Below are 15584 nucleotides of genomic sequence, written 5' to 3'. Positions count from 1 at the left end.
ACGACAGGAAGGCGACAGCAGGATGCCAAGGCCGGGCTGCAGGCACAAGGCGGGCCCCCATTCACGCCCCCTTCATCCCTCATCGCGCAGGCTCTGCGAAACTGGCAAAGGGGGGCAGCCATGAGAGTAATCCTGAAAGCCGCAGCGGTCGGTCTGGCGCTGGGCATTCTCACTTTCGGGGCGAGCGCCAGCGCGCTGGCGGCTGACCCGGAAGGGCGGTTTCGCATTTCAGCGGAAATGGATGGCTATCTGACTATCCATTCCGATGGCTCGATGGATCTGGATGCGGCGCTTGCCAGCGAAATTTTCGGGATCAGCTGGCCGCCCTCGGGCGTGGGCTGGGGCAACTGGGTGCGCACGGGCGAGGGGGAGATAACCTTCACCTATACCGGCGATCAGGGCGAGCTGACTTATATTTGCGGCGACTGGCCGGGCTATGCAGTGGGCGAGTCCCTGGATGCGGGCGAGCTGTGCTGGCTGGGCCATGGCGCGGGCGAGGGGCTGGAGCTCGATTCCGCCACACGAGTGGAGTAGGCCAGCGGCTAGGCCACCTGTTCGGTCTGGCGCACCTTCTCGCCCATAATGCCGTTGGCGCGGATGGCGCGCTGGCATTCAAAGCTGCCCGCCCGGAAGGCGCGGCAGGCTTCGGGACGCTCCTCATAGACCGCGCAGATGGCCTGGCCGGTCTCGAGTTTGAGATGGGTGCAATGCCCGCAGGAAAAATCCACAAAGCTGCGCTCGCCCTCCTGAAACAGGCTTTCAGGCGGCAGCTTGCGGTCCCGATCTTCGGGCAGCAGGACCAGATAACGCGGATGCTTGCTGAAACAGCAGGCTCCGCAGGCGACGCAGTCAAACGCCGTATTGGACATCGTGTGATGCAAGACCCACCGCGCGTGGACGGCCTCCCGTCCCGGCCCGCGGCGAGCGGCATTTAGAGCAAAACGAGCGGGCGCGCATCAGGAATCTTGAAGGGGCGAAATCGCGCTCATCCCCCGTTAAGGCGGGGCATGCTGTGCTGGGTACAAAGAGGGGGAGACTCATGAAAACCGCAATATCCGTTCTGACCATGCTGGCCGCGATCAGTTCGGGGGCTGTCGCGCAGGATCGGCCCTCATCCGTTGGCGAGGCGTATGCCGTCGAGATTGATGGGCTGGGCGCGTGCGAGGTTGATTTCCAGTCCTATGTGTACGGCGGGGATCGCGGTGACATTTCCATGTCGTGCGACAATGGCGACAGCACGCGGGGCATGTGGGAGTTCACGCAGCGCGAGGATTTCTACATCCATATCGAACCCCTGGGCGAGCCTGAGCTGTGGCGCGATGGCTGCGAGGAGTGGCCGATTATCGAAGAAGGACAAATCGTGACGGACCCGTGCTGGATGACCTCGCTGCGGGGTGCGCCGGTCCGCGTCACACGAACTCGATAGAGGCGCCCTGATGACCCGCTTGATTTTGAACGCCAGTGTGGCGCTCGTGCTGTTCCTGAGCGGCGCGGCGCAGGCGCAAGAGGCTCAGCTCTACCCTGAGGACGTAGACGCAAGCGCTGTCATCGACGCGGCTCTGGCCCAGGCCCGCGATGAGGGTAAACAGGCGCTGATCGTCTTTGGCGGCGATTGGTGCCATGACAGCGTCGGGCTGGCCGAAACGCTGGAAGAGAATGATCGGCTCGCCAGCCTTGTGCGCGAGCATTACGTGCTTGCCCGCGTGGATGTGGGCCATCGCCACCGCAATCAGGACCAGCTGCACCGCTTCGGTCTTGAGGGGACTTTCGGAACGCCCACCGTCGTCATTGCATCCGGGGAGGGCTATGCGCTCAACGGCATGACCGCCCATGACTGGCGCACCGCCTATAACGCTGCGCCGTCCGATATCGCCGCCTATCTCAGCCATTATGGCGGGGCGGACTGGGATGGCTCTCCCGTCGCCAGCGCCGATCTGGGCGCGATTGCGGAAAGCTGGCCGCCCTACCAGGCCGCCGTGGCTGAGCTGACCCGCCGGATGGAGGCGGGCGAGCTTGGCCCGGATGACGGCGTGGCCTACAGCGTCTTCATCAATGGCATGGCCCGCTCCATCGCCCGGTATGGCATGGGTCAGGAAGCTGAGGCGCAAGGCATTGCTATTGCTGACAGCGCCGATCTAGACGCGCTCGGCGTGACGCCATCAGAGGATCTGAGCGAGGCCGTGCAAGCGCGGGCGGACGAGATCGAGTTCGACCTGATCGCCCGGTTTGAAGCCCAGACCGAAGAGACGCGCGCCGCCATGGCGGGTGATGCTGCCGGACACGAGGAACGCTGATCATGAAGCTCGCCCTGTTGAGTCTTGCGCCCGCCCTGGTGATGGTCGCGTCTTCCATCGCCATGGCCGAGGACGCGCCCTCCCCGGCGGGTCAGGTCTATCAGATGGGCTCTCCGGGCGGGGATGAAGGCTATCGGGTGAGTTTTGACCCGGATGGCTCGCTGAGCGTCAGCTTCAACGGCTTGCACCCGCCTTTCTCGCAGGGGGAGGATGGCCAATGGGTGATGGAGTCTTAAGCGCGATGACAATCACGGGCGAAGACCTGCCGCTTCTGGCGCCGGGGACGGACAGCGCGCGCTGTGAGCGCTGGCCTGCACTTGAGGTTGGTGATTATTACGATCAATTGCCTTGCTGGTGGACCGGAGAAGAGCCCGATGGCTGGTTCGGGCGGATCGAATGAACGGTTGAACGAAATCTAAAGGCGTCTAGCTCACAAACACGGTAAATCACTCGCCGTGATCAGGATGACTTATGACCTTTCGCAGCTGCGCTCTGGCCCTCAGTCTGGCCGTGTTCTCGCCTCCGGCCTTCGCTGACATACCCCCCGAATATCGCAATCTTCTGGCCGAGGCCGACCGGCGCGGGATCGATGATGACCGCTTCGCGGAAACGGCGGACATGGTTGCGGTACTGGTTGATGGCGGCCGGGCGGCGGTGCATGCGGATGTGATCGCGCATCTGCCTGACCGCGCGGGCGCCCTTAGTGACTGGCCCCTGCCAGAGCCCCAGCCAGAGCCTGCCGCTGCCCCCGAATCTGTGCCTGAACACCGTTCCATCGGCGCCGCGCCCGTGGATCTCGCCGAAGCGCCAGACGGGTCGGGCGGCTGGCTCGCCGCGCCGATCCGCGCCTTGCAGGGCGAGAAATGGTCCGGGCAGATCCGCGCGGGGGTTCAGGTCGAGGATGGCAATACCGACCTTGTGGACTTCTCGTTTGCGTTCGAGCTGGACCGGGAGCTGCCCCGCGGCTGGCGGGTCGACAATCAGTTCGAGTATTTCCTCACCGAGAACGGAGACCGCACGAGCCGGGACAACTGGCTGGTCGAAAGCCGCCTGTCTCGCGAACTGGACTCAGGCTTCGGCTACTACGCGGGCGGCTCCTATGAACGCGATCTCGTGGGCGCCTATGAGCAGTCCGCCTTCGCAACAGCGGGCGGGGTCTGGCATGCGATTGATCGCGAGCGCATGGATCTGGAACTGCGCGCCGGTGTCGGCCATCGTTGGCGCGAACGCGCCGGCAGCGGGCAGATGCTGGATGACTGGGTGGCGGAGGCGGCGTCTGATTTCAGTTTCCAGATCAACGACACCAGCCGGTTTGAATCCAAGACGACGGTCTATGGCGGCGGCGGGTCCCGGGTGGATCAGCGCTTTACGCTGACCAATCGCCTGTTCGGGCACTGGGCGGTCCAGACCGGTCTGCACATCGAACACGAGTTCGAGACAGAACCGGGTTTCGAACCCACCGACACCCGTCTCGACGTGTCTTTGCTCTACGGCTTCTGAGCACTGTTATACGAGACAACTATCACTGGTCCGCGTTTGCCCTTAATCTTTGCGAAACGTGCAAAGACACCAGGGGACGCACATGACACGGCTGCTTTCCATCCTGCTGGCAGGATCCACGCTCATGGGCGCTTCGGCGTTCGCCCAGACCGCCGGCGGTCAGTCCGGTTATGACGAGAGCCTCGACGCGATTTCACCGAGCGATGAAGCGGTCAGCATTGGCCTGGCGGGCGAAGACCCCGCCGACATCGCCCGTTATCTGCTGGCCGCCAACGGCGCCGCCGGCGGAGCGCAGCTCTCGCCTGACGGCTCCAGGGCCGCGTTCCGCTGGTCGATCACGGGAGAGCCGCAATTGTGGATCATGGACGCCGAGGGCGGGCAGCCCACGCGTCTGACCTATGGCAATGGCATCACCTTCTTCCGTTGGACGCCGGATGGCGACAGCCTGATCTACGGCGCGGACAATGACGGGAATGAGCAGGAAGCCTATTACCGCATCTCTGCTGTCGGATTGCACGAGGACCAGGTCTTCCCCGCGGAAGACGGCGCCTTCCGGGTGTTCGGGGATTTCGGCGCGGACGGCCAGACCATCGTTTTCGCCTCGACCGCCCGCAATAATCTCGATTTCGACATCTACACGGCGGATCTCGAAACCGGCGAACGGTCCATGGTCTATGAGGGGTCGTACGCCAACTATCCCGGCGCGATCTCGCCTGACGGGCGCTTCGTGACCGTCAGCCAGTCCCGGGGCGAGGATTCCGATGATCTGGGGCTTCTGAGTCTGGAGACCGGGGCCTTCACCCCGATTTCCGCGCCCGAGCGCCGCGCCGCGCAAGGTTCCATTGCGTGGCAGGACGATTCCTCAGGCTTCTATCTCGTCTCAAATCGCGGGCGCGAATACAGCGCTCTCATGAGATATGATGTCTTCACCAACAGCTTCAGCCTGGTGGAAAGCGCGCCGCATGACATCGAGAGCGTCGATCTGTGCGGGGAGAACGATCGTTATCTGGTCTGGAGCGTGAATGAGGGCGGCTATTCCCGGCTTCACGCCCGGGATCTGTCGACGGGAGAAACGCTACCCACGCCGGCGCTGGCCGAAGGCGTCTACGGGATCAGCTGCACGGATCATTCCAGCCGCGTTCTGATCAATGTGAACGGTTGGCGCACGCCGGGCGGCTTCCAGCTCTGGGACATGCAGACCGGCGAGGTGTTCGACACCTTCTCCGCCTCCATGGCGGGGCTGGATGCAGAGCGTCTCGTGCGGCCCGAGGATGTGCGGATCACCGCGCGTGACGGGGTGGAGCTGCAAGGGCTTCTCTATTTGCCTGATGACAGCTCCCGCACCGATGACCGCCTGCCGCCGGTGGTGTTCTTTGTCCATGGCGGGCCGACCTCCCAGTCGCGTCCGACCTTTGACGCCATCGTCCAGTATCACGTGGATCGGGGCATGGCGGTGTTTGAACCCAATGTGCGCGGCTCGACCGGTTTCGGGCATACCTATGTGACGCTCGATGACCAGGAGAACCGCCTGGAATCCATCGCCGATCTGGTGGACATGCTCAACTGGCTGGGCGAGGACGGCCGAGTGGATGCGGATCGCGCCGCTGTGGTCGGCGGGTCCTATGGCGGCTATGCCGTGAACGCCGTGCTGGCGAACTTCCCGGGGCATTTCAAGGCGGGCGCGTCCCTTTATGGCGTGGCGGACTGGGTGACGGCGCTCGATATCGCCTCGCCCGCGCTCAAGGCGTCTGATCGCATCGAGTACGGCGACATCACCGAGCAGCGCTGGCGCGATTACTACACCGAGAATTCGCCCATTCGTCAGGCGGACCAGATCAATGTGCCCGTGCTCTACTCGCATGGCGTCATGGATCCGCGCATTGATATTGCAGAGACCGAAGTGATGGTGCGCACCCTGCGCGAGAACGGCGTCCGGGCGGACTTCATCCGGATCCCGGATGAGGGCCATGGCTGGCGCAAGCTGTCCAACCAGCTCTTCTATTACCGTCGTCAGGCCGAGTTCCTGGAAGAGGTTCTGGGGCTGGAAACCGACCAGTAGCCATTGGCCCCGGGTAAGGGCCACGACCGCAAAACTTCTGGTCATGCTGACAACGCATGTCGTGATGGCGGGCGGTTGCAGCGGCGCAGAGCGCTCGGATGTGTCGCGTTCTTCCGACTGGATTGCGGAACAGGTCGCCTCGGCCCTGGCGGAGGAGATGCGCCCATCTCGACGAGGGGCTTTTACACGGTGAGCTCCCAGGGGCGAGAAGAGACAGGTCGATATCTTAACCTCATGGGATCAGACTCTCTTCACACACAGCGGGAGAGACCTGATGAAGCGCATGACCCTTGCCGTTACAGCGGCGGTTGCAACGTGTCTGGCCAGCCCGGCCGTGGGGCAGGATGACGTGCTCACCCCGGCGGGGAAAAGCTACACGGTTAGTGTCGATCTTGATGATCTGCCGCTGGTCTTCGAGCCGGCTGAAGCGGGCGCCATGTCGGGCGCCGGACAGCTGGGCGAGAACGGCGGCCGCAATAGCGCGCCAGTGACTTGGGAGCGTGAAGGCAGCGCGATCACGCTGACCTTTGAGCGCGGCGGCGATCTCGGGGACCGTCAGACCCGGTGCGATCCCTGGCCGGACATCCCTGTCGGGGAAGGCGTGCTGGCGCGCTGCGTCATGGACGGTTTCCTAAGCCAGGTCGAGATCGAGAGCGCAGCGCTATGCTTATGTGACGCGGACGCAATAAGACGCGCCCCAGATCCGGGCTTGCTGGTTGTTCTCGGGTCTGCGCATAGACAGGCATGATCCAGAACTCGCCCGATCCAGCCGCCGTGAAGCCCGCCCCCCGCGCCGCCGCCACCGTCTTCATCACGGGCACGGTGGCGATCGATGCTCTGGGCTTTGCGCTCATCATTCCGGTCCTGCCCAGCCTCCTGATGGAGCTCACGGGCGGCGGGGTCGGGGAGGCGGCGCGCTGGGGCGGCATCGCCACCTTCGTGTTCGCGCTGATGCAGTTCGTCTTCTCGCCCATCATCGGCGGGCTGTCGGACCGGTTCGGGTGCCGCCCGGTGCTATTATTGTCACTGACCGCCCTGATGGTGGACTTCCTGCTGATGGGGCTCGCCCACGCGCTGGTCGTGTTCTTCATCGCGCGCTTGCTCTCAGGCGTTTTCGCCGCCACGCACTCTACCGCCAACGCCTATATCGCCGACATTTCCACGCCCGAAGAACGCGCCCGACGTTTTGGCCTTCTGGGCGCAGCGATGGGGGCGGGGTTCGTCCTGGGGCCGGCGCTGGGCGGGCTTCTGGGCGAATTGACCCCACGCGCGCCCTTCTTCGCCGCCGCTGCGCTTGCGGGCGTGAATGCGCTTTATGGCTGGTTCGTGGTGCCTGAATCCCTCAAGCCCGAGCACCGCCGACCCTTTTCCTGGAAGCGGTCCAATTCCATCGCCACCCTGTTGCGCCTGCGCCGGGCCGAGGGGCTGGGCGTGCTGGTCTGGGTCTATTTCCTGTCCCAGCTGGCCGGTTTCGTATATCCGGCGGTCTGGTCCTATATCGCTATCGCCAAGTTTGGCTGGACCGAAGGCGAGATCGGCATTTCGCTCGCCGCCTATGGCGTTCTGTTCGTGATCTGCCAGGCGGTTGTGACCCCTTTCCTGATGCCGCGCATTGGCGAGCGGCGCGTTATCTGGATCGCTTTTGCGCTTGAAGCCGTGGCGCTGATTGGTCTGGCGACAGCGCCGACGACCCTGGTGCTCTATCTGTGGCTTCTGCCGGCCCTGTTCACGGGGATGGAGGGGCCGGCGCTTCAGAAGGTGATGACCGAGCGGACCCCGCCGGACGCCCAGGGCGAACTGCAGGGCGGCCTGTCCGGGCTGGGCGCCATCGTGCTGATCCTCAGCCCGCTCATCTACACACAGCTTTTCTTCGCCTTCCAGAACGGCGTGGGCGGCGTTGTGTTTCCGGGCGCGCCCTTCGTGATGGCGGCGGTGTTCAACGTCATCGCGCTCGCCCTGTTCGTGATGAGAAAGCGCCAGACGAGCGCCTAGAGCCCGACCCGTTCGCGCAGGGTTTCGGGCGTCTCGCCCGCCTCCCGCAGGGCGCGCAGGGAGAGCGAGCGGTCGCGCTTGGCGAAGCGCTTGCCGCTTTCATCCAGCATCAGCCGGTGATGGCGATAGATCGGGACCGGCCAGCCCATCAGCTCCTGCAACAGCCGATGCAGATGGGTGGCGAAATACAGGTCCACGCCCCGGATCACATGGGTGACGCCCTGCAGCGCATCATCATGGGTGCAGGCGAGGTGATAGCTCGTGCCCACATCCTTGCGGCCCAGGATCACGTCTCCCAGCGTTTCGGGACGCGCCCGCACCTCGCCGGTCTCGCCTTCGGGGCCTTCGCCGGTTTCGACAAAGCACAGACGGTCAAAGGCGGCGCCGAGATGATCGCGGCACGCATTGATGGAGAGCCGCCATGAAAACGCCTCGCCTCGTTCCAGCCGTTCGGCCTCCTCGTCCGCGCTCATCGGCTCTGGCGGGCCGGGATAGATCACGCCTTCGGGCCCTTCGCCGGGATGGTGCGGCGCGCGGGCGATGTCCTCGGCAATCTCCCGCCGGGTCTTGAAACACCGATAGACGAGGCCTCGCGCAGCGAGGGTTTCAAGCGCTGCATGATACTCGGGGAAATGCTCGCTCTGGCGACGGACCGGTTCAGGCCAGTTGCAGCCCAGCCAGTCCAGATCCTCCAGCGCCGCGGCTTCGAAGTCGGGCTTGCAGCGGTTCGTGTCGATATCCTCGATCCGCAGCAAGCACGCGCCGTCCGCCTCCCGCGCCGCGTCAAACGCGGTCAGGGCCGAGAAGGCGTGCCCCAGATGCAGATAGCCCGTGGGCGAGGGGGCGAAACGGGTTCTGAAGGCGCTCATGGCGCTTGCATATCATCGCGCTGAAGCGAGTGCGAGACTTGGGGTTTTCCTGTCCGGTCAGCGCTCTATGATCGCCGCGCACACAATGGAAGGGCACACCCATGATCCTGATCGACGGTCCGCGCATCGCACCCAAATCCGGGCAGGCGAAAAAGCTGGTCATCCTGTTTCATGGCTATGGCTCCAATGGCGCGGATCTCGCAGGTCTCGCCCAGCACTGGGCGCCGCATTTTCCCGACGTGGCCTGGGCGTCGCCCGATGCGCCCGAATCCGTGCCCGGCGCGCCGGGCGGCTATCAATGGTTCCCGATCTCCCGCCTGGATCCGGTCGCCATGGAACAGGGGGTGCGATCGGCCCACGCGACGGCGGAACAATTCGTCGCGTCCGAATTGCGCCGTTGGGAGGTCGCCCCGGAAAACCTCGTCCTGATCGGCTTCTCGCAAGGCACGATGATGGCGCTGCACACCGCGCTCCGGCGCGAGGTCGCGCCGGCGGGCGTCATCGGCTATTCCGGCGCGCTGCCGGGGCCCGAGCGGCTGAAGTCTGAAATGACCGCCAAGCCGCCCATCATGCTGATCCATGGCGACAGTGATGACGTGCTGCCTGTGGGCATGACCTTCATGGCGGCCCAGGGGCTCGCCGAAGCCGGCCATGGCGCGCAGTTCCACATCTCGCGCGGCATTCCCCACTCCATCGGTCCGGACGGGCTGGAGCTCGGTCAGCAGTTCATCGAGGCGGCGCTATCAGGGCGTCTGCGCGGCTAGGCGCGACTGTCAAACAAGCGTCGAGCCTGTGTCATAGCCATGTCATGCGAACAGGCGTATTGTGCGCCTGTCTCAAGGACCGGGTTGTTGATTCGCTGGATGGATCAGCCCGATGGCTAAGAGGGAGGCGCGTCTTCAAGACGACGCTTGCATATCAGGGGGCCATCCTCCTTCAAACGCGCCGCCCGGCGCTGAGGTGCGGGGGCGGTCATGCGGGTCTTTAAGGCTGCGCCTGATGACCTGAGATGCCTTGTCCTGAACGCGGACTATCAACCGCTGTCCTATTACCCCCTGTCCACCTGGCCCTGGCAGGAAGCCATCAAGGCGGCCTTCCTTGAGCGTGTGGACATTGTCTCCGAATACAACACCGAGATCCGTAGCCCGTCGCGCTCGATCCGCGCGCCCTCGGTCGTCGCCCTGCGCGACTATGTCAGCCAGGATCGTCCGCCGGCCTTCACGCGCTTCAACGTCTTTCTGCGCGACGGTTTCCGCTGCCAGTATTGCGGCACGGATAAGCTCGACCAGCTGACCTTTGATCATGTGGTGCCGCGCGCCTATGGCGGCCGGACCACCTGGGACAATATCGTCGCCGCCTGTGCGCCGTGTAACCTTAAGAAGGGCGGGCGTACGCCGCGTGAGGCCAAGATGCCGCTGCTGCGCGATGCGGATCGTCCCAGCCAGCATCAGCTGCAGTCCCAGGGGCGGCGCTTTCCGCCCAAATACCTGCACGAAAGCTGGCTCGATTATCTCTACTGGGATGTGGAGCTGGAGGCCTAGGGAAAGGCCTGCTTGCACGCCGATCCGAAACAGGCTTCATCGCGATCCATGACACACGCGCCCACCATCGCCATCGCCTATGATTTTGACGGCACGCTGAGCCCCGGCTCCATGCAAGAGCATTCCTTCATACCCGAGATCGGTGAGGAGATCGGCGCGTTCTGGGGACGGGTGAATGGCGAGGCGGCCCGTCTCGGTGCGGACAATATCCTCATCTACATGCACGAGATGGTGAAAGCCGCCCAGCGTGAGGATGTGCGCTTCCGCCGCGAGGATATCGAACGTCACGGCCAGTCCGTCAGCTTCTTTCCCGGTGTCGCCGAAGGCTGGTTCCAGCGCCTGCGCGATTACGGCGAAGCGCGTGGCGTCAGGGTGCAGCACTACATCATCTCGTCCGGGCTCAAGGAGATGATCGCGGCGAGCGCGGTGGGCAAGGAGTTCGACGCGATCTTCGCCAGCGAATTCAAGTACAATGCCGATGACGTGCCGGTCTGGGCGGCGTCGGCTGTGAACTACACCAACAAGACCCAGTTCCTGTTCCGCATCAACAAGGGCGCGCTGGACCTCTCCGACCATGCCGAGGTCAACGCCTATGTGCCCGAGGATGACCGCCCGGTGCCCTTCCGGAACATGATCTATGTGGGTGACGGCGACACCGATGTGCCCTGCATGCGCACGGTCAAGGAGCAGGGCGGGGTGTCCATCGCGGTTCATCCCGCGGGTGACGCCAAGGGCGCGGAAAAGACCGCCAAGCTCAAGGCCGACCGCCGCGTACACTTCACCGCCGACGCGGACTATTCAGATGGCGCAGCGCTTGATGTCTATGTGAAGGCGGCCATCGACAAGATGGCGGCGGTGGAGCGGCTCAAGGCGCTCGAGCGCTAGATCCGCGTACACAGGGCGATGGCGGTGAGACAGCCCGTGGAGATGAGCGCCGAAAGGGCGGGATACCCGGCCGCGCTCTTGGCGCCTTCCTCTACCGCGAGATCCTTGTGCGCGGTTTCCTCGTCCCGGAACTGGGCGAACTGATCGGCCAGCGCATCGCGTCCCGCCCAACGCAGCTCCTGCACCTGATCATCGTAATGGCCCTCGATCACCGCTTCGACCGCTTCGGTGCAGGCGTGGGCGGCTTTCTCGCCCAGAAGCGCGGTGCCGGCGCCGAGTGCAAAGCCTGCCAGATTGGCGATGGGCGAGAGCAGGGTCGGGCGCGCCTTGCCGTCGCGGATATGGTCGTCAAAGGCCTGCAGATGGTGCTGCTCGTCCGCTTCCATATGCACCAGCTGGCTGGCGATTCTGGCCTTCTCCGGACGCCCCTTGAAGACGGCGCGCTGGCCCTGGTAGATCGCCACGGCGGCGTACTCGCCGGCATGGTCCACACGCACCATGGATTCGATGCGCGAGGCGTCGGCCTTGCGGCCCGGACGACGGATGGTCTTGCGTTGCGCCATTACTCGCTCCGATAGGGTTCGCGGAACACGATGAGGATCGAGACCAGCATCAGAAGGCCGCTGATGAGAGCGTTGTACCCCGCCATGGACACGCCCAGAAGGGTCCAGGCCGGTTCATCGCACAGCACCACATTGGTCGCGGTGCTCAGCGAGGAAAGTAGATCCTCGACGCTGACGGAACTGGTGTCCGCGGCCAGACAGTCAAGCCGCCAGAATCCGTATTCGCCGCCCGCATGGTAACCTGCGCGCCAGGCGCTGAACCCGGCCAGGGCGGCGATAACCAGCGTGGCCGCCCGTGCAGCAAGGGCGTTCATGGGCCTGAGGACGTTGAGGCCTATGAACAGGACCAGTCCGGCGAACAGCAGATAGGCGTGCGCCCAGCGTTGCTCGATGCATAGCGGGCAAGGCGCATAGCGCCCGATCACTTCAAATCCGAACGCGCCCAGCAACAGGCTGGCGGACACGAGGGCTCCGATGAGCGGCCAGGTGTCGGGACGGGTCCATCGGTCCAGAAGGGGGGGAAGTACGGGCATGGTCATGAACCTAGGTCAGCGTGGCGAGAAGAGCGAGGGACAGGGCGTCGCAGCCTCAGCCGCCAGCACCGATCAGGCCCAGAATGAACTCTTTGAGCAGGTCGATAAACGCCGCTCCAAAGAACGTGAAGCCGATGATGAGCAGGCTGATCCAGAAAATCCCGAGAATGAGACCAGCGAGCACCAGAAGTCCGTCCCGGGTGATCAGGCCGATCGAGGCGATGGCGATGCCGATGCCGGGCGCAGTGTTGGTGGTGGGCAGGGGGATCAGGATCGAGGTGCAGAACAGAACGAAGACTGCGCCGACCACCCGTTCCGCTGTGGGGCCGGAGAGGGCGCTGAAACGCGGTCGCGCCAGAGCTTCCAGCCAGCCGAACCATTTCTTGGACCAGCGGGCGATGCGGACAAGGCTGGGCTTGTCCAGCGGGCGATCGCGAAACCCTTTCGGCATCCACGGATGGGCGCGTCCCGCCGCCATTTGCGCGGCGATCGCCATCATCGGCAGGGCGACAATCTGGGGCACGCCATAAAGGAAGGGCATGCATACCGGAATGGCGAGCGCAAAGAGCAAGGCGCCGAATACGCGCTCGCCCAGGGCGTCGCTGAACTGTCCCAGGGTCAGTCCGTCCTCGGGCGCTGTCTCGGCGATGCGGGCAAGCGCGTCGGTCAGCCCCAGATCTTCACCGGGCTCGGGGTGATCGGACCGGGATTCGTCAGGCTCTATCTGCGCCATCAACATCACCTTATGTCAGGCTGAAACCGCTTCACTTCTAGTGCGATGGGGGCGAGCCGTCCATGTGAGAGCGCCGCGTGATTCGCAAACAGCCCAAACCGGAGCGGGAACTGAACAACCGGGCTCGACCAGGTGAGGATTTCAAGGCATACAGACCGCTTGCGTCGACATGCGTGCGGGCGTGGCGGAATTGGTAGACGCAGGGGACTCAAAATCCCCCGGGCGCAAGCCCTTGTCGGTTCGAGTCCGACCGCCCGTACCAGTCCGGCCGGCCAAGCCTGTCCCCGCGGGCCGGAGCCCGGAGAATCGCGACCTTTCCACAAGAAAAAATGTGAGTGTTCTGGCGAGTTGGCGCTGCGCTTCTTGTGTGAGCTCAAGCGCTTCAAGAAATTGAACAATCTTCTGATAATTATATTAATTGAACTAATTCAACAGCTTGTGCAAAGCTTTTCCGCAATGCTTCGTCCGCGGCTTTTCGCCTCTTGAGAGAGATTTTTGGAGCTGACAGGAGCAAGATGGTCTACGCTGCATTAATCCTGATGCAGCCATGTCATTCAAGACGCTATACAAAGCCATGGGGTCATTTCGTCATTTCAGGAACTGAATCATTGAGCTCCAGAAAACAGCCTCTGGTGATCATCGCCGCAGCCAGCGCCGATGAGGCGCGCGCCGAGCGTTTGAAACAGGCTTTGCTGGATCGCGGCGTGCGCGCTGTTCTGTCCGCGGAAGTGGGCGTGGCCGAGAAGAAGGCGCGGCTTTTCGTCCTGTCCTCTCCGGCGGCTCTCAAGTGCCAGACGCTCAACAATTTTCTGGAAGATTTCACATGGTCCCACGGGATGCGCCACATCCACATTGTCGGTGTGGAGACCGAAAGGCCCGTTTTGCCCATGGCCTTGCGGGCCGAGCGGCGCAGTAATGGATCGTTCTGGACGCTGCCCAGGCCCCCGGTGATCGGGGCGCTCTACAATGACGAGACCAGTGTCGAGATCATTGCCGACGAGATCGCGCATGAATGCAGTTCTGACGCCGGCATCACGCTGGCGCGCACCGTGGCGAGCAGCGTGGCGCATCGGCCTCTGGCGACCGGGCTTGCAACCGCCTGCGCCCTGTTGCTGGGCGTCACGGTCTGGCAGGCCGACCAGATCAGCGCCTATCAGGACGAAGCCGCGCAGGCGCAGGCTTTCACCAGCCGCCTTCTGACCGACATCACCGAGAACCTGCCGCGTGCGGCGAGTCAGGAAACCCTGATCCGACTGGCTGACGAGTTGACGCGCACATATCTGGAGACGTCCGTCGCCGGGCTTTCGGATGACGAGCTGGGTCGCCGCGCGCGCCTGTTCAATCTCATTGGTGAAGCGCGCGACGTGCATGGTCAGCCTGAAGAGGCCCGCGAGGCGTTTCTGGCGGCTTTCGAGATGACCGAGGCCCTGCTGAACCGCGCGCCGAACAATCTTCAACGTGTCTACGATCACGCGCAATCGGCCTACTGGGTCGGTAACCAGGCCTATCGCAGCGGGGATATAGCAACCGCCGGCGACTATATGGATATCTATGCCGAGCTGGCCGAGACCCTGGTCGCGCGCGAGCCTGACAATCCCAGCTATCAGGCCGAGCGCGGTTACGCCGCGCTCAATCTGGGCGTCATCGATCTTGATACCGGCAACCCGGTGTCCGCGACCGCGCTGTTTGAAGAAGCGGTGGACATCTTTGAAAACGGATTGATCGAGGCGCATGTCATTGGTCTGTCAGACCTTGGCAATACGCTGGGCTGGCTGGCCGACGCCCAGCGTGACGCCGGGGCGCTGCGAGACGCGCTTGCGACCCGCGAACGCGAGCTGTCGCTCTATCGCCAGGACTTGGAACAGTCTCCGGGCGTGTCGCGCCTGCTGCTGAACGTGGCGCATACCCAGGGTGAAATCGCCGGCATCGCGACAGAGCTGGGTGAGGACGAGCGCAGCGCGGAATTGCTGGACGAGGCGCTCGACACCGTCAACGCCCTCTTTACGCAATCGCCGGAGAACGATTCCTATGGTCGCATCTATGTCCAGCTGATCTACCAGCGGGCCCGGCTCGCGATGAGCCGGGGTGAGATGGTGCGCGCCCAATTGCTGATTGGCGAAGCGAGACGTCTGGCGGCGCGCACGAATGAATCCGGCGAGAATGACACCCTGTATCTGACCCGGACCTGGGCGATGACGCTTGCAGGCGAGCTGGCGCTGAGGGCGGGCTCGTATGAGACAGCCATTGTGGAAGCGACCCAGGCGATTAGCGCCGGGGAGAAATCCATCGCAAACGGCAAGGAAATCGCGCGAAGCGCCCTGGCGAACGCGTATTATGTCCGGGGACAGGCGCTCTCGGCGCTGGGGCGTCAGGGCGAGGCTGAAACCATGTATCGCTCGGCGCTCAACCAGCTGGGCATGATCGCGGAGCCTCGGCGTCTGGCTGCGGCTGACCTGGAATCACGCATTTACTGGCGGCTTGGCGATATCGCGCAGGCTATGCAGGTCCGGCGCGCACTTGAGGCTCGCGGCTATGCGAGCCGGGGATTCACGCAGTTCTGGGACGAGATTGATCAGGCGGACACGGCGCAGGCTGCGCCATATCAAGGGGGCTGA

Annotated in this window: 18 protein-coding genes and 1 tRNA gene; 14 read left to right on the top strand and 5 right to left on the bottom strand. The window is 63.9% G+C overall.

Translation table 11 applies throughout. The features are described from left to right. Positions 1 to 120 precede the first annotated feature (120 nt). Positions 121 to 534: a hypothetical protein gene (locus tag OA2633_RS07115; protein WP_009801834.1), complete on the top strand. Its 414-nt coding sequence runs from the start codon at positions 121 to 123 to the stop codon at positions 532 to 534. An 8-nt stretch (positions 535 to 542) separates the two neighbouring features. Here OA2633_RS07115 and OA2633_RS07110 read toward each other — a convergent pair whose 3' ends face one another. Then, positions 543 to 869, bottom strand: coding sequence for a YkgJ family cysteine cluster protein (locus OA2633_RS07110; protein ID WP_009801833.1), 327 nt, complete (start codon positions 867 to 869; stop codon positions 543 to 545). A gap of 170 nt (positions 870 to 1039) precedes the next feature. On the opposite strand from OA2633_RS07110, the gene OA2633_RS07105 reads away from it, so the two are divergent. The 8 genes from OA2633_RS07105 to OA2633_RS07075 all read left to right on the top strand — a co-directional run bounded on the left by OA2633_RS07105 (position 1040) and on the right by OA2633_RS07075 (position 7845). Next, complete coding sequence (locus tag OA2633_RS07105) at positions 1040 to 1426, top strand: hypothetical protein (RefSeq protein ID WP_009801832.1); 387 nt, start codon at positions 1040 to 1042, stop codon at positions 1424 to 1426. Between the two features lie 10 nt (positions 1427 to 1436). Further along, positions 1437 to 2294: a thioredoxin family protein gene (locus OA2633_RS15285; protein WP_009801831.1), complete on the top strand. Its 858-nt coding sequence runs from the start codon at positions 1437 to 1439 to the stop codon at positions 2292 to 2294. A 2-nt stretch (positions 2295 to 2296) separates the two neighbouring features. Next, positions 2297 to 2530 carry a hypothetical protein gene (locus tag OA2633_RS07095; protein ID WP_009801830.1) on the top strand — a complete coding sequence of 78 codons (234 nt, stop codon included), beginning with the start codon at positions 2297 to 2299 and terminating at the stop codon, positions 2528 to 2530. Between the two features lie 5 nt (positions 2531 to 2535). After that, positions 2536 to 2694 (top strand): hypothetical protein, encoded by a 159-nt coding sequence (locus OA2633_RS16075; protein WP_009801829.1) that lies wholly within the window; start codon positions 2536 to 2538, stop codon positions 2692 to 2694. 71 nt (positions 2695 to 2765) lie between these two features. Then, on the top strand, positions 2766 to 3794 hold the full coding sequence (locus tag OA2633_RS07090; protein WP_009801828.1) for a DUF481 domain-containing protein: 1029 nt from the start codon (positions 2766 to 2768) through the stop codon (positions 3792 to 3794). A gap of 82 nt (positions 3795 to 3876) precedes the next feature. Beyond that, positions 3877 to 5853 (top strand): alpha/beta fold hydrolase, encoded by a 1977-nt coding sequence (locus OA2633_RS07085; RefSeq protein WP_009801827.1) that lies wholly within the window; start codon positions 3877 to 3879, stop codon positions 5851 to 5853. A 274-nt stretch (positions 5854 to 6127) separates the two neighbouring features. After that, the gene (locus tag OA2633_RS07080; RefSeq protein WP_009801826.1) at positions 6128 to 6601 is read left to right on the top strand and encodes a hypothetical protein; all 474 of its coding nucleotides are present in this window, start codon (positions 6128 to 6130) and stop codon (positions 6599 to 6601) included. Next, positions 6598 to 7845, top strand: coding sequence for an MFS transporter (locus OA2633_RS07075; RefSeq protein ID WP_009801825.1), 1248 nt, complete (start codon positions 6598 to 6600; stop codon positions 7843 to 7845). Before OA2633_RS07080 ends, OA2633_RS07075 begins: the two co-directional genes overlap by 4 nt. On the opposite strand, the gene gluQRS is transcribed toward OA2633_RS07075, so the two are convergent. Further along, positions 7842 to 8714, bottom strand: a complete 873-nt coding sequence (gluQRS, locus tag OA2633_RS07070) for a tRNA glutamyl-Q(34) synthetase GluQRS (RefSeq protein ID WP_009801824.1) — start codon at positions 8712 to 8714, stop codon at positions 7842 to 7844. The two genes, OA2633_RS07075 and gluQRS, sit on opposite strands and share 4 nt — an antisense overlap. Positions 8715 to 8815: 101 nt before the next feature. Between gluQRS and OA2633_RS07065 the strand changes: the two genes are divergently transcribed. From OA2633_RS07065 to OA2633_RS07055, 3 genes are all read left to right on the top strand, one after another. Then, positions 8816 to 9478: an alpha/beta hydrolase gene (locus OA2633_RS07065; protein ID WP_009801823.1), complete on the top strand. Its 663-nt coding sequence runs from the start codon at positions 8816 to 8818 to the stop codon at positions 9476 to 9478. 210 nt (positions 9479 to 9688) lie between these two features. Next, positions 9689 to 10255 carry an HNH endonuclease gene (locus tag OA2633_RS07060; protein ID WP_009801822.1) on the top strand — a complete coding sequence of 189 codons (567 nt, stop codon included), beginning with the start codon at positions 9689 to 9691 and terminating at the stop codon, positions 10253 to 10255. A 48-nt stretch (positions 10256 to 10303) separates the two neighbouring features. After that, a complete protein-coding gene (locus OA2633_RS07055) occupies positions 10304 to 11140 on the top strand; it encodes an HAD family hydrolase (protein ID WP_009801821.1) in 837 nt (278 codons plus the stop codon). Here OA2633_RS07055 and OA2633_RS07050 read toward each other — a convergent pair. Genes OA2633_RS07050 through OA2633_RS07040 form a run of 3 tightly spaced genes read right to left on the bottom strand, consistent with a single transcriptional unit; the run spans position 11137 to position 12969 of the window. Beyond that, a complete protein-coding gene (locus OA2633_RS07050; protein ID WP_009801820.1) occupies positions 11137 to 11703 on the bottom strand; it encodes a demethoxyubiquinone hydroxylase family protein in 567 nt (188 codons plus the stop codon). The genes OA2633_RS07055 and OA2633_RS07050 overlap by 4 nt on opposite strands. Then, entirely contained in the window at positions 11703 to 12236 is a 534-nt protein-coding gene (locus tag OA2633_RS07045; protein WP_162010982.1) for a disulfide bond formation protein B, read from the bottom strand. The genes OA2633_RS07050 and OA2633_RS07045 overlap by 1 nt, the downstream gene beginning before the upstream one ends. 55 nt (positions 12237 to 12291) lie before the next feature. After that, entirely contained in the window at positions 12292 to 12969 is a 678-nt protein-coding gene (locus OA2633_RS07040) for an exopolysaccharide biosynthesis protein (RefSeq protein ID WP_156776162.1), read from the bottom strand. Between the two features lie 175 nt (positions 12970 to 13144). Between OA2633_RS07040 and OA2633_RS07035 the strand changes: the two genes are divergently transcribed. Together OA2633_RS07035 and OA2633_RS07030 are read left to right on the top strand one after the other, a co-directional pair. Continuing rightward, a tRNA-Leu gene (locus OA2633_RS07035) sits at positions 13145 to 13231 on the top strand. A gap of 346 nt (positions 13232 to 13577) precedes the next feature. Beyond that, positions 13578 to 15584 (top strand): hypothetical protein, encoded by a 2007-nt coding sequence (locus OA2633_RS07030; protein ID WP_162010981.1) that lies wholly within the window; start codon positions 13578 to 13580, stop codon positions 15582 to 15584.

Origin of the sequence: Oceanicaulis sp. HTCC2633 (genome assembly GCF_000152745.1) — a bacterium.
Taxonomy (GTDB): domain Bacteria; phylum Pseudomonadota; class Alphaproteobacteria; order Caulobacterales; family Maricaulaceae; genus Oceanicaulis.
This window is presented reverse-complemented; position numbering and strand designations above follow the sequence as displayed.

Bases quoted from the DNA above. Each gene is read 5' to 3' on its own strand.
- OA2633_RS16075 (WP_009801829.1), top strand. From the start codon at position 2,536: ATGACAATCACGGGCGAAGACCTGCCGCTTCTGGCGCCGGGGACGGAC.
- OA2633_RS07115 (WP_009801834.1), top strand. From the start codon at position 121: ATGAGAGTAATCCTGAAAGCCGCAGCGGTCGGTCTGGCGCTGGGCATT.
- OA2633_RS07055 (WP_009801821.1), top strand. From the start codon at position 10,304: ATGACACACGCGCCCACCATCGCCATCGCCTATGATTTTGACGGCACG.
- OA2633_RS07040 (WP_156776162.1), bottom strand. From the start codon at position 12,969: ATGGCGCAGATAGAGCCTGACGAATCCCGGTCCGATCACCCCGAGCCC.
- OA2633_RS07110 (WP_009801833.1), bottom strand. From the start codon at position 869: ATGTCCAATACGGCGTTTGACTGCGTCGCCTGCGGAGCCTGCTGTTTC.
- OA2633_RS07105 (WP_009801832.1), top strand. From the start codon at position 1,040: ATGAAAACCGCAATATCCGTTCTGACCATGCTGGCCGCGATCAGTTCG.
- OA2633_RS07080 (WP_009801826.1), top strand. From the start codon at position 6,128: ATGAAGCGCATGACCCTTGCCGTTACAGCGGCGGTTGCAACGTGTCTG.
- OA2633_RS07085 (WP_009801827.1), top strand. From the start codon at position 3,877: ATGACACGGCTGCTTTCCATCCTGCTGGCAGGATCCACGCTCATGGGC.
- OA2633_RS15285 (WP_009801831.1), top strand. From the start codon at position 1,437: ATGACCCGCTTGATTTTGAACGCCAGTGTGGCGCTCGTGCTGTTCCTG.
- OA2633_RS07075 (WP_009801825.1), top strand. From the start codon at position 6,598: ATGATCCAGAACTCGCCCGATCCAGCCGCCGTGAAGCCCGCCCCCCGC.
- OA2633_RS07090 (WP_009801828.1), top strand. From the start codon at position 2,766: ATGACCTTTCGCAGCTGCGCTCTGGCCCTCAGTCTGGCCGTGTTCTCG.
- OA2633_RS07045 (WP_162010982.1), bottom strand. From the start codon at position 12,236: ATGCCCGTACTTCCCCCCCTTCTGGACCGATGGACCCGTCCCGACACC.
- OA2633_RS07065 (WP_009801823.1), top strand. From the start codon at position 8,816: ATGATCCTGATCGACGGTCCGCGCATCGCACCCAAATCCGGGCAGGCG.
- OA2633_RS07060 (WP_009801822.1), top strand. From the start codon at position 9,689: ATGCGGGTCTTTAAGGCTGCGCCTGATGACCTGAGATGCCTTGTCCTG.
- OA2633_RS07050 (WP_009801820.1), bottom strand. From the start codon at position 11,703: ATGGCGCAACGCAAGACCATCCGTCGTCCGGGCCGCAAGGCCGACGCC.
- gluQRS (WP_009801824.1), bottom strand. From the start codon at position 8,714: ATGAGCGCCTTCAGAACCCGTTTCGCCCCCTCGCCCACGGGCTATCTG.
- OA2633_RS07095 (WP_009801830.1), top strand. From the start codon at position 2,297: ATGAAGCTCGCCCTGTTGAGTCTTGCGCCCGCCCTGGTGATGGTCGCG.